The sequence below is a fragment of the Tindallia texcoconensis genome (genome assembly GCF_055383815.1).
Map to the genome: position 1 here is coordinate 2,535,804 of NZ_AP042431.1, position 13,052 is coordinate 2,548,855.

Consider the following 13,052-nt stretch of genomic DNA (forward strand, 5'->3'; position numbering starts at 1 on the left):
CATGATTACACCAGAGACTCGAAACGCCATTGCCATCATTGAATCCGTGGATCCTGCCAGGCACGATGCGCTGGTGGAGGCACTGGGTGTGCTGGAATACTGGGTGGAAAAACTGGAAATTGGCAAGGTTTCAAAGAAAACAATTCTTCATCGAGAATCTCTGTGCTTGATGATTAATTTTGAGATTTAAAATATTCATAAAAAGTGGAATAAATGCAAGGAGCATTCGGATGATAATCATTAAGTGCGCAAGATGCAAAACAAAACTTTTCAAGTATCAAAAAATTGGAAGCGGAAGTGTGTTGAGATGTCATAAATCAAGAATTAAACGGGTATATCAGTTAGAAAATAAGGCATCCATGTATTGTTGCATTTGCGGAAACAGCATTGGAAAAGACGAAGGTGCCTATATTAAAATGAATGGCTCAGAATTTACTTATTCTGGAACAAAAGAGTAGATAGAATTTAAAGGTAACATGGGGACTGCCCCCATGTTACTTCCTTTTCACTGCTTTCATATTGCAGGCAGTGAAAACCAGCTCTATTTCAGCACTGACCGAGCTGAGTCCCCTTGTCCAATGTTGCCGCCGAATAGTGAGCTGAAAAAAAAGTCAGAGTTAAAACAGCTGGAAAAAGCAAATCTTTCTTTGGTCGAACTGAAAGGGTATAATGTGGTGGATTTCAGTTATGGATAATTGGTATGAAAGGTCATAAAATATTAAAACAGGGTGAGCAAGATCATGGGAAAGACTGCCAAAACTTCTTTTATGTTAATAGATGGAATGAATGTGGAGATTGTTCGCAAAAAGATCAAAAATATGAATTTGTCCGTCCATCCTCCTAATGGCAGGGTGCGCCTTTCAGTACCCAAGGGTGTTGATGAAGAAACCGTGCGCCTTTTCGCTATTTCCAAACTGCCGTGGATCCAAAAACAGCAACGTCGTTTTGAGAACCGGGAGAAAGTTTCGCCAAAGGAATACTTGTCTGAGAAGAACACCTGAATCTTTATCATGTTTCCAGCATTCTGGCGAATTGGAATGATCGGTAGTTCGAAAGAGAAATTTCTAAAACAATTCCATAAAGAGACAATATCTGTCCTCTATTCCTTATATAATAGAGGAAAGCTTTTTTTGTGAAACATAGTGACTATTCATGCGATTTCGGGTGTTTATTGTGATAGAATGATCAGTAAATGGACTAAGAGATGGACGGGGAAAGGTGGTAAACCATGGAGCGATGGATTGAATGGTTGGCAGACGAAGTGAATACGGATCGAACAGGTAAAAAAGTATTGCTGGCAGAAAGCCATAAAGACGGCCGTCAACTGATGGAACAGTTGGCGAGGCGAGGCTGTCAGGTGCTGAACCTGCACGTCCTGACACTGCAAGACTTGCTTCAGGAGGCTTTAACCCAGTGGCAGCAGCATGCAAATGTGGAATGGATAGAATCCGGCGACGTGTGGTACTGGATGAGAAATCAACTGAAGGAATTGCAGCAAAATAACCAGCTACATTATTACCAGGACGTGGTCCGCTCCCCCGGGATGGTGAGTGCCATGTCGGATGCCGTCACAGAACTGCGTCAGGGTCTCATCCTGTCGGACACGTTGCCTCCGGATTCCTTTATCAACACCCCTAAATATCAGGACCTTAAACAGATCCTTCATCAATGGGAAACAATGTTGGAACAGGAACAAAAAGCAGACGGATTCCGGGTGCTCCAGTGGTTGAAAGAAAATGAAGAAATCATAGAGCCGGATACCCGTTATTTCATGGCACCACGATCACCCCTGACCCGTCTGGAGGAAGAACTGTTCATCACCCTGTTTCATCACCATCAGGATGCACTGCTGAAAGGCCCATCCCCGGAAGAGGAGCCTCGGGAAAAAGACATCCACTTATCCCATAGTGGCAGCTCCTGGCAAGAGGTGAGAGACCTGCTTCGTCAGATCAAATCCCGACGGCTTCCGTTAGATGACTGCCTGATTCTGCTCCCCACCAAAGAACCCTATACCAACTACCTGGAAGCCTTAGCCTGCCGCTATGAACTGCCCATTACTTTTAGTCACGGCATCCAGGTCAGCAGTACCCGGCCGGGAAAGCTTTTCATGCTGCTGCTCCAATGGATTCAGTCTGATTACCAGGCATCCATTTGCTATGCCTTGCTGCGGGAAAACCTGCTACAGATTCCTGACGGATGCCCTCCACCCGCCACTATAGAATTCTACCTGAAAAAACATCAAATTGGCTGGGGAAAAGACCGGTATGTGGACCTGTTCACCCAGGCACTGGAAAAAGCAAAGGCCAATGAAGAAGAACAGGCAGAAACCCTGGAGCCCATCACAAAGGTATTCCAAAGCATGATGGAAAACCTGCCGGATCTTCAGTCAATAGAGGGAGAAGAGGGCAATTGGGTACGCCGCCTGCTTCACTGGTGGAAAACCTATGCCCGGATTGGGGATGAAAGGGATGCAGAAGGGAAAGCTGCCCTGGAAAAAGCACTGGAAATGGCAGCCCGGCATCATACCCCTTCCCTTCCGGTAGCAGAGGTACTGGAAGAATTAGGCCTTCACGCCGGCAGCCTTCGGGTGGGGATGAAAGAATCCGAACCTGGCAGCCTTCATTGCCAGGGACTGAGCCACGGCCTTTTTTCGCCCCGGTCTCATGTATTCATTCCGGGACTCTCCGCCCGCCTGTTTCCCGGCTCTCCCAAGGATGGGCCGATTCTTCTGGACAGGGAACGAAAAAGAGTGGGGACCCTGGCCTTGGCTCAGGACAAACCGCTCCTGAAAGAACAGCAGCTCTCCCGGGTACTGACCGGGTCGGCTTCCTCCCTTTCCTTTTCCATGCCGGCCTATGATCCCATCGAACACCGGGAAGAGTCTCCGGCTTCCTTTTTATTGCAGATGTACCGCTTGTGGGCGGAAGAACCATCGGCAGACTACCAGCAGTTGCGAAACGACCTGAGTCGGGACAAATTGATGGGCGACATTCTGCCCGCTAGGAGAGACGAAATCCTGGACGGGTGGGAGCAAAAGCTGATGGTGGTGAAAGGACTTCCCCAGCAGACAGAAGCACTGCCTTTTCCTCTGGATGAAGGCCTGCTCCGGGGAAAAGCCGCCTGGAAAAAACGGCAGGAGGGCACCTTTAACCAATACAACGGCCTGATTCAGGTGGAGGCATCCGAAGTGGATCCCCGGGTGAATCAGGAACTGGTCATGTCCGCCAGCCAACTGGAACAGCTGGCCAAATGCCCCTACATCCATTTTCTGCAAAGGCTGTTAAAGCTATGGCCGGAAGAAGACGTAGTCCACCAGCCGGATCAGTGGCTGGACGCACTGAATCGGGGAAGTCTGCTGCACCGGGTTTATGAAAACTACTATCGGCAGGTACTGGAAGGGCAACCCCCCAGTGAGGCATTGGTGCTGGCAACTCTTGAAAAACAGGTAGAAATCTTTCGGCAAGCCATCCCCATTCCCAGTCAGCGGATTTTTCGAAAAGAGGTAGAAGAACTGACCGCGTCCTGCCAGGTCTTTTACCGTTCCGAAGCCATCAACCACGGTAACCAACAACCGGTGTACCTGGAAATGAACTTTGGCATGGGAGAACCCCATCCCGACCTGGGAGCGATTCCCCCTGTTCAGATCGCCTTAAACGAAGAGGAAGGCTTTTTCTTTCGCGGGTCCGTGGATCGGGTGGACCAGTTGAATGAAAAGGAATACGAAATCCTTGACTATAAAACCGGCAGTACTTACGGCTTTCACCAAGGGAAACCCTTCGATCAGGGAAAACGTCTTCAGCATGCCCTGTATGCCCAGGCAGCAGAACACCTCTTGAAGGAATTTGCCGGGGAAGCTTCCGCCCAGGTGGTCAAAGCCTCCTACTATTTTTCCACCATCCGGGGCAGGGGAGAAAAAACCACCTACCATCAGACACCCGCCCTCAGAGAATCCATGGAGGGGCTCCTGACATCCCTATTTAACGCCGTAGCCGCCGGTGCCTTTGTGGACTGGGGTTCTTCCTTTGATCGAAAGTGGGAAGAATACCGGCCTATTCTTCAGCAGAACCTGAAGGGAGACCAAATGAAGGCATTCCTGCTGGCCATGGAAGAAGCAACCGAGGATGAAACCCAAAATGAAGCCATCGAAAGTTTGTTGGAGGTGCTGACGTATGAATAATCTGGAAAATCCGTTGAAGGATCAGCAAGCAAGAGATGAGATCAGCCGTAATTTTCGCCAAAACATGTTGGTGGAGGCAGGTGCTGGATCCGGTAAAACCACCAGCCTGACAGACCGCATGGTGGAAGCCGTGGCTCAGGGGCATGTGAAAGCACCCCATATGGCCGCCATCACCTTTACCCGGAAAGCAGCCTACCAACTGAAAGAAAAATTTCAGGAAGTGCTTGAAACCAAATGGCAAGCAGAAAAAGACCCGGAACGGGCACAGCGGATGGAAGCCGCATTGAACCAGATTTCCCTTTGCTTTATCGGAACCCTCCACTCTTTTTGTGCCGGCATGCTTCGGGAACGACCCGTGGAAGCCGGTATCAATCCGGACTTTATTGAACTGGATGATACCGCTGATGGATATGCCCAGGAACAAGCCTGGGAGATGTTTTTAAAGGAACTGGCCATGGAAAACCCAGGTCTTTTAGAAAGATTGGAAGCCATCGGAGTTGACCCCATGGATCTCAAAGATTCCGCCAAGACCTGTGTTTCCTTCCCGGAAGTCACCCTGTTTTCAGAGACGGTGGAAAAGCCTGACATAGACGGACTTAAGCAAGCCATTGTGGACTTTGTGGAAGAAATCCGGCCCCACCTGCCGAAAGACCAGCCGGAAAAAGGATGGGACACCCTTCAGGAAGCGGTGATCAAAGCCTCTGGTAGGCTGAGTCATTTTGACCTGACAACAGACCCAGCCGTCATGGAACTGGCAACCCTCTTTGATAAAACCCTGCGGGTCACCCTGAACCGCTGGCCGGATAAGCTGACAGCCAAGATCTTTCGGGATGAAACAGCACCGGTCTTTGTCGATACCGTCATCCGCCCGGCCGTTCAACAGTGGCAGGCGTATTGTCATCCCATCATCACGAAACTGGTCAAAGCCGCCACGGATTATTACAGCCAACTCAGAAAGCAGCGGGGATGGGTGAATTTTCAGGACTTACTGATGAACACCACCCGTATGCTTCGGGAAAACCTGGAAGTCAGGCAGCATTTTTCGGAGAAATACCAATGCCTGTTGGTAGACGAATTTCAGGATACTGACCCCATCCAGGCAGAAATGCTCCTGTTTTTGGCAAGTACGGACCCGGAGGAGAAAGAATGGACGGCCATTCATCCCAAACCAGGCTCCCTATTTCTCGTCGGAGACCCGAAACAGTCCATCTACCGGTTTCGCCGGGCAGACATGGATACCTATCATCAGGTGAAAAAAATCATCGAAAATACCGGCGGAAAGGTACTGAAACTTACCTCCAATTTCCGTTCCCTTCATGCCCTCAGCCGGCAGATCAATCCGCTGTTTGAAGGGATTTTACCGGAAAGTGATACGCCGGAACAGGCAGCTTACGCCCCGATGCTGACCCAGCAGGAAGGCAACGAATCCTGTCTTCAGGGAGTACTGAAAAACCCTGTGCCGGCTAACTTTCAAACGAAAGACGACATTGTTCAGGAAGATGCCCGCCGGATTGCCGCATGCATCCGTCATTGGGTGGATACGAAGCAAACCATAGGAACAACAAATAATGAAGCTTCCTACGGCGATTTTCTGATCCTTACCCGTTACCGGGACGGCATCTCCGAATATACCAACCAACTGGAAGCTCAAGGCATTCCGTACCGGGTTTCCGGCAGCAGTGTTTTTGGAGCCTTGCCGGAAATACAGGAAAGCATTACTTTGCTTCAGTACCTGGCACAGCCAGCCAATGAAATCCTGGGAATGGCGGTTTTACGGGGCCTTTTCTTTGGTTATAGCGATGAGGAACTATACCATCACCGAAAGCAAAAGGGAAGCTTTCGCCTCCTTGGGAAACAACCGGATTCGAATGCATTGAAGGATGATTTCCAGCGGTTGCAGCACTGGCATCAGATATTGAAGAAAAGTCCTCTTAGTGTGGTCTTTGAGAAAATCCTCCAGGAAACTGACCTGTTACCAGCCTCCTGGCTGGAAGAAGGCGGTCGTATCCGGTGCGGCCATTTGGTCTACCTGATGGAAGTCATCAAGCAGGAAGAAGCCGCTGGAAACACCACCTTGCACGGATTACTGGAAACCATTCAGAATCTGGCAGAAAAAGGCGTGGAAGAAGAGCTGGATATTACCGGGGAAGAAAACGTGGTGCGGGTCATGAACCTGCATAAGGCCAAAGGCTTGGAATCTTCCGTAGTCTTTCTGGCTCATCCCAGTAAGATGGTATCATGGCCCCCCACGCATCATATCCAAAGAGCTGCAAAAGAAGTGATGGGTCACTTTGTCTACATGAAGTCTCAAGGAAACTTCCAAAACAAAATCCTTGGAAAAACCAGAGACTGGAAAACATGGCAAGCCATTGAGACCACCTTTTTAGAAGCAGAAGAAGACCGGTTGCTCTATGTAGCCGCTACCCGGGCAAAGCACCTGTTAGTGGTCAGCGGTGCCTTTAAAAACCATAAGAACCCCTGGGAACGATTACTGAGAAATGTGAAGGATGACCACATCCTCCAGATCAGCGAAATGGAACCCGAGACCACTCTGGAAGCATCCACCCATTGGCAGGAAACCAAAGAGTTTAAGCTGATAGAGGAGGATTCATGGCTGGAATCCCTTTCTCGCCCCTCTTACCACCGCAAATCCCCAACGGATATGGATGAAAAAAAGCTGGAAGCTATGTGGCTGGTAGAGCGGGAAACAGGTGGCGGAAAAGCCTGGGGAAATGTGGTGCACAGGTTACTGGAGTATCTGGTGAAGCATCGAAAGGACATAACCATGGAGGGGCTTGCTCAATTACCCTTGAATCGATGGTTGGAGGAAGAAGGCCTTCCAGCCGAAGGTGAGCCAGAACTGATGGCAACCGCCAAACAAGTCATGACCTCTCCCTTATGGAAACGAATCCGTCATGCTGAAAAAGCCTATGCAGAAGTACCGTTCCATGTATGGGTGACAGAAGCACATCCCTTAGCCAGCTCACTGCCAGTCAACACCAATTTTCCTGTTTATTATTCAGGGGTGATGGACCTGGTTTTGAAGGAAACGGAAGGCTGGGTCATCGTAGACTACAAAACCGACCGACCCAAAGATCCCAAAGGTTACGAAGTCCTGAAAAAAGCCTATGAGCCCCAACTCATACAGTACCAGAAGGTGTGGGAAAGCATCACCGGCGAGACAGTCACCCAGGCCTTCATTCACTTTCTTAACCAGTCTCAGGAAAAAGGTGGTGCCTCATGATCCCAAAAGGAGATAAGTCCTATGCCCTGCTGCATATCTACGAAATCCTGCTGGCGAGAAATGTGGTAAACCGACAGGAAATGGCCGAAAAACTGGGGGTCAGCACGAAAACCATTTCCCGCTACATCAGTGATATCAATGCATTCTTAGCAGATGAAAAGAAGGACCAGCAAATCGAATACAGCCGCCACCGAAAAGGCTATGTGCTGGTGGATAAAGATACGGAACACCTGAGCCAGAAAGATATTTTAGCCATATCCAAAATCCTGCTGGAAAGCAGAGCATTCAATAAAGGAGAATTGGAAAAGCTCTTAAATAAACTATTGGGGAACTGCTTCTTTGAAGACAAAACCCTCATCCGGCAACAGATTCGAAGTGAACTGGCTAATTACTCAGAAGTTTGTCACGGAAAGGAACTTGTAGAAGCCATTTGGGAAATTTCACAGGCGATTAATGAACAAAACGTCATGGAAATAGCCTATACCAAAATGACAGAATGCGGTAAAGTCGATGAAAAACCCATTATCCGGCAGATCGAACCCCAGGGAATACTCTTTTCCGAATACTATTTTTATCTGGTTGCCATGATTCGGGATAAAAACTATGATTTTCCCGCTATTTATCGACTGGACCGCATCCAATCCTATCAGATTTTGCCGGAAACGTTTCGTATTGTCTACAGCCAGCGTTTCAGTGAAGGGGAGTTTCGTAACCTCATTCAGTTTATGCAGGCTGGAAAACTGCAAACCGTCGCCTTTCAGTATCAGGGAAGTTCCGTCGAAGCGGTTTTGGACCGGCTCCCCAACGCCAAAATTATTAAAGAGGAAGAAGGCATTTATACCATCAAGGCGCAAACCTTCGGACGTGGCATCAATATCTGGTTATTAAGCCAGGGAGAACAGGTGGAAGTCATCAGCCCGGAAGAATTGCGAAAAGAAATGAAAAGTCGGTTGGAAGCAGCGGTTAAAAAGTATGAGTAGCCATTCGAATTCTTTATCGTTTCAAGATCCATAACAAATAGATGTAAAAAGCAAAACAAAAGATAAACAAATCTACCAAAACTCATATATTTGCTATATTTCTTTATAGAGAGACAATTATTGTCTCTCTATTTTCGTATAATGAGGGTATCACAAAGATATTTTATGATTCTTGGAGAAGCGAAAGGGAGGGTTTTAAAGTGAAAAAAACAATCGTCGTTTTACTGGTGTTGGTTCTGATGTTACTCATGGCATGCGGTTCAGAAGATGGAGCAGCACTTGCAGAGTCAAATTCAGAGGAAGTAGTGGAGGAAGAAATGATTTCCCCAGAAAGTGAAGAAGAAGGGCTTGAAGAGGAAGTATCGGATGAGTTTGAAACAACCGTAGGCGAAACCGTTACCAACGAAGGAGGTTCCTTTACGTTACTGGCCCGTGCCACTGATATTCCAACACAGGAAGATGGTCCCATGATCCTGAACATCCCACAAGTAAACACAGCCTATGGAGAGCTTTCTGGTGACCTTGCAGATTTCATGGATACGGATGCCATTCATTACATTCAGATTGATATGGAGGTAGAAAACACATCCGAGGAAACCATCACATTCCATGCATCTCAAGCTACCATCACCACCAATACCGGTGAACAGCTTGAATCAGATATGTGGCTGTCAGATCATTTGGATGGCACTTATATTGGAGAAATAAGAAAGTCCGGATCCCAGTTTTTTATCCTGGAAAACTCTTCCGCTGAGGAAATTGAATGGGTGCGGATTATTATCAGCAGTCCGACGGACGAAAATTATGATCGATTGGGAGAAGGAATTGATTTTCGAGTTGAATTATAGTAGAAAAACGAGATGAAAAAAGGAGGAAAAGGAATATGAAAATAATTGCTATTCTGTTACTGCTTTTAGGGGCTATTGGGTTGTTATTATCCACTATGATGTTCGGCGATATTGGTATTGCAGCGGGAATTGGTGCAATGGCGTCTCTGTTATCCGGAATCGGATTCTGGAAAGTTCATAAAGGGCTGTAGGTTTTAGTTCCGATATCTTAACAAGAATGATGGGAAGGAGTGTAGCAATGTCCAAGATCATTACCTTTTTATTGGCTCTCATGTTGTTAAGTGCTTGTGGAGCAGCGCCTGCAGAAGATGCAATCGCAACAAATTCCAAACCCCCAGCGGAATCAGTCACCACACCATCAGAAGAAACACCTGTCATAGAAGAGACGGTGGAACCAGACTCAGATTGGATTGGCAACGGAACCTATCTGGTAGGGAAGGACATTGAACCGGGTCTTTATAAAGTTGAAGTAACAGACACCATAATGAATATGGGGTATGTGGAGCGAGCCAAAGGCATCTCCATGGCTTTTGAAGACATTCTTGCCAACATCATCTTAACCGGAGACGGTTATGTAGAAATAAAAGATACTGACCTTGCAGTAAAATTCCAGGGCGTACGAGCACTGCCCATCAACCTGGCGGAAATTCAGCCAGACATAAAGGAAGTTGTGGAAGATGGCATTCACCTGGTAGGATACGATATTGCTCCTGGCACCTATCAGGTGGAGGTTACCGATACCACCATGGAGAAGGGATACGTAGAGCGAACCAGAAAGGTAGCGATGGATTTAAATGACATCATTTCAAACGAAGTATTTCAGGGTCCTGGCTACGTGGAGGTGAAAGAAAGCGACTTTGCGATTCGGGTGCAGGGAGCGGTACTAAGGTTGCAGTAAGCAAAGATAAAAATGATTAAACACTTAAGTTAATTAGAACAGTGAAAACAACAGTATATAATGAAATAGGAAGGAGAATTTTAGGGGTTTACATGTCAATTTTTTCCAGCTTCTTTATTTCTGACTGAAGTTCCTGAGCGATCCCTGCTAGTTCTTGACTGACTTTTGCCACTTCCTCCATAGATATGTTCTGCTCTTTACTGGTATAAGAAGTTGTCTCAGAGACTTTGCGAATTGAAGTTGTAACATCTGTCAGTTCTTTGGTTGACTCATCAATTTCTCGAATTAATACTAATAGCTTTTTCATAATCTCTTCACTGGAATTTGTTTTTTCCTCTGTTTCAGATATGTTTTTCACCGTAGCTTCGATTAATTTAGAGATTTCATCGACATTCTTCATGATCTCATCACTTGACTGATTACTGTTTTCTGCCAGTTTTCGAATTTCAGCTGCCACTACTGCAAAACCACGTCCTGCTTCACCTGCCCTAGCAGCCTCAATGGATGCATTTAGTGCCAGTAAATTAGTTTGATCAGAGATTTTTTTTATGGTATTTACAATTTCAACAATAGAGCCAGATTGGTTTTTTAGTTGGTTGATGATCTCTACAGATTCCCCCATGGATAAACTCATATGATCAATATGTGTTTGGACTTCCGTAGCAAAAGCATTACAGTTAGTTGCTTTTTCGGCAACCTCATTGCTTAATAGAACTCCGTTGTTGGCTCCATCTAGTGATGTGGAAGATTGCTCGTAAAGGTTGGTTGATAACGCACTGACTTGTTCGGAAGTGGCGGCTAATTCTTCTGAGACGGAGCTTAGTTGCTCGGATTCGACGCCTAGTTTTTTTAAAAGACTATCATAGACGGTATGGTCTTTTACAACTTCTACAGCGCCAATAGGTTCATTGTTTTCGTCGTAAACACCAGCATTAGAAACAAGGGCAATAATTTCTTCTCCTTTTTTGTTCCATACACTAACCTTTGCATCTTTAAGAAAGTTTCGACTCTGGATGCATTTTTGCGTCGGACAATCTTCGCATACTTCAGCTTTGAAGATGTCATAGCATTTCATTTTTTTCGCTTCTTCTTCAGAATATCCTGATATTTTTTGAATGGCTTCTGGCCACAACACAATGTTATACTCCATGTCGCGAACATAGTATGGATCTGGCATTGCACTTTGAATGCCCTTCAGTATTGAATTTTCATTTTTAAGTTGGATATTTTCATTTTTTAGTGATTCATCTTGTTGATTTGATTTGTTAGATGGGAACATTGCACTAACCTCCTTTTTTCACCTGTACATGTAATTTGCATATTTTCTGTATAGGAAAGGCACACACAATACTTAATACATAGCTTGTGTTAATAATAACATCAATTAATTCAATTTTCAATCAAATACCCAAATGCCGAAGAAAATAAGTGACTATGCTTTTCTTGGACTTCACGGAAAATCAATCCATAATGTTATGAGTCCTTTTATGGGGAGATCTACAAAGCTTGTTACTGCTGGTTTGCAGAACTATATTCGGCTGAAAATGGAGGGTTCAATAAAAGGGTACAGGATAAAAGTTTAAGAATCCAGCATGTGAACCTGACAAGGCACATCTCGGAAGTTTATTGTTTTGTACCTATTGGCTAAGAGGGATACATTTGATAGTATAAGGTGAGAAAAAACATCGGGGAGTTGGATGTTATACTACATAAAAATGAGGTGTTCCAATGAATGGAAATGGAAAAGAAAGATTAAGAGGGTATAAAGCAAAGATTACTGTCCTGGGAATGAGCACGATTATGGCATTATTCATGTGGACGGCTACAGCAGCCGGATCAGTATCTGAAAGCATCCACAGTGAAACGCGAGAAGTATTGGGGAAATCCGTACAGGTGGTCACTGTAGATTTTACAAATCCAAACCTTCGTTTTGACGTTGTGAAAGGCAATGATCAGCGAACTGGATGGGAAGATTTCCAGAGTATGCTTGACAGAACACAGCCAGCAGCAGCCATCAACGGGAACTATTTTAATGCGTATGCTCATAGTGAATCCGATATGATTCCCTGGGGATATATCATCAAAGACGGGGAAATAATAAACAGTGGTGCGGCTATAAATCGTGGTTCCTTTGCCGTAAGCTTCGATCGAGAAATGATTATCCATCGAGGAGAAGCCTTCTCCAAGGAAAACATAGAAACCATGGTGGAAGCTGGACCTCTGCTTATGAAAAACGGTTCAGTAGTGTATAATCCCCATAGTGGCGGCTTTACAGAAGATAAGATCAATCGGGATCCAGCTCAACGATCTGCCATTGGGATTCGACCTAACGGTCAAGCGATCTTAGTAACTGGATCAAGGCTTCGAATGGTAGAATTGGCAGAAATTATGGAAGCCCTAGGAAGCTATGCGGCAACGAATTTAGATGGCGGGGCTTCTTCGGCTCTATATGCCAACGGAAATATGATCACCCAGCCGGGACGAAAATTGAATACGGTTTTAGTAGTCTACGATGATAGCACTTTGAGCAATTCATTACCTGTTGAAAATATTCAAGTGTTTATTAATAAGGAGCCTCTTGTTATGGAAGTTCCACCGACTGTAATAAACGGACGTACGATGGTGCCATTAAGAGCCATTTTTGAGGGTTTTGGTGTAGAACCGGAATGGAATGCTGAAACCAGAACCGTCGTAGCCAGTGCAGAAGAGACGGAGGTCATTCTTCCTCTAGGGCAACAGGAAGCAACGGTGAATGGTGAGACTATCGAATTGGATGCGCCGGGAACCATCTTAGAAGGACGAACGATGGTGCCAGCACGTTTTATTGCAGAGAGTCTAGGAGCTGAAGTTGAGTGGAATGCTGAAACCAGAACGGTTATTATTGAAACGAAAGAATAAAAAAGCA

At 45.9% G+C, this 13,052-nt stretch carries 12 protein-coding genes and 1 pseudogene; 11 read left to right on the forward strand and 2 right to left on the reverse strand.

What is annotated here, in order from left to right:
* Position 1 precedes the first annotated feature (1 nt).
* The 10 genes from ACZ47N_RS11510 (at position 2) to ACZ47N_RS11555 (ending at position 10,147) form a co-directional block, all read left to right on the forward strand.
* A complete protein-coding gene (locus tag ACZ47N_RS11510) occupies positions 2-190 on the forward strand; it encodes a hypothetical protein (RefSeq protein ID WP_464888453.1) in 189 nt (62 codons plus the stop codon).
* A gap of 40 nt (positions 191-230) precedes the next feature.
* Positions 231-458, forward strand: coding sequence for a hypothetical protein (locus tag ACZ47N_RS11515; RefSeq protein ID WP_464886687.1), 228 nt, complete (start codon positions 231-233; stop codon positions 456-458).
* A gap of 33 nt (positions 459-491) precedes the next feature.
* Positions 492-695 carry a hypothetical protein gene (locus tag ACZ47N_RS11520; protein WP_464886688.1) on the forward strand — a complete coding sequence of 68 codons (204 nt, stop codon included), beginning with the start codon at positions 492-494 and terminating at the stop codon, positions 693-695.
* Positions 696-740: 45 nt separating this feature from the next.
* Positions 741-1,001 (forward strand): YgjP-like metallopeptidase domain-containing protein, encoded by a 261-nt coding sequence (locus ACZ47N_RS11525; RefSeq protein WP_464886689.1) that lies wholly within the window; start codon positions 741-743, stop codon positions 999-1,001.
* 227 nt (positions 1,002-1,228) lie between these two features.
* Positions 1,229-4,177 carry a PD-(D/E)XK nuclease family protein gene (locus ACZ47N_RS11530; RefSeq protein ID WP_464886690.1) on the forward strand — a complete coding sequence of 983 codons (2,949 nt, stop codon included), beginning with the start codon at positions 1,229-1,231 and terminating at the stop codon, positions 4,175-4,177.
* Positions 4,170-7,421, forward strand: coding sequence for a UvrD-helicase domain-containing protein (locus ACZ47N_RS11535; RefSeq protein WP_464886691.1), 3,252 nt, complete (start codon positions 4,170-4,172; stop codon positions 7,419-7,421). The genes ACZ47N_RS11530 and ACZ47N_RS11535 overlap by 8 nt, the downstream gene beginning before the upstream one ends.
* Entirely contained in the window at positions 7,418-8,401 is a 984-nt protein-coding gene (locus ACZ47N_RS11540) for a helix-turn-helix transcriptional regulator (protein WP_464886692.1), read from the forward strand. The genes ACZ47N_RS11535 and ACZ47N_RS11540 overlap by 4 nt, the downstream gene beginning before the upstream one ends.
* Before the next feature lie 200 nt (positions 8,402-8,601).
* A complete protein-coding gene (locus ACZ47N_RS11545) occupies positions 8,602-9,249 on the forward strand; it encodes a hypothetical protein (RefSeq protein WP_464886693.1) in 648 nt (215 codons plus the stop codon).
* 35 nt (positions 9,250-9,284) lie between these two features.
* Positions 9,285-9,440 (forward strand): hypothetical protein, encoded by a 156-nt coding sequence (locus ACZ47N_RS11550; RefSeq protein ID WP_464886694.1) that lies wholly within the window; start codon positions 9,285-9,287, stop codon positions 9,438-9,440.
* A 47-nt stretch (positions 9,441-9,487) separates the two neighbouring features.
* Positions 9,488-10,147: a hypothetical protein gene (locus ACZ47N_RS11555; protein WP_464886695.1), complete on the forward strand. Its 660-nt coding sequence runs from the start codon at positions 9,488-9,490 to the stop codon at positions 10,145-10,147.
* A gap of 88 nt (positions 10,148-10,235) precedes the next feature.
* Here the strand turns inward: ACZ47N_RS11555 and ACZ47N_RS11560 are convergent, their stop codons facing one another.
* Complete coding sequence (locus ACZ47N_RS11560; protein ID WP_464888439.1) at positions 10,236-10,781, reverse strand: methyl-accepting chemotaxis protein; 546 nt, start codon at positions 10,779-10,781, stop codon at positions 10,236-10,238.
* 300 nt (positions 10,782-11,081) lie between these two features.
* Positions 11,082-11,426, reverse strand: a pseudogene (locus ACZ47N_RS11565) (PAS domain S-box protein); the annotation flags it as partial.
* A 449-nt stretch (positions 11,427-11,875) separates the two neighbouring features.
* On the opposite strand from ACZ47N_RS11565, the gene ACZ47N_RS11570 reads away from it, so the two are divergent.
* The gene (locus ACZ47N_RS11570; protein ID WP_464886696.1) at positions 11,876-13,045 is read left to right on the forward strand and encodes a stalk domain-containing protein; all 1,170 of its coding nucleotides are present in this window, start codon (positions 11,876-11,878) and stop codon (positions 13,043-13,045) included.
* Positions 13,046-13,052 lie beyond the last annotated feature (7 nt).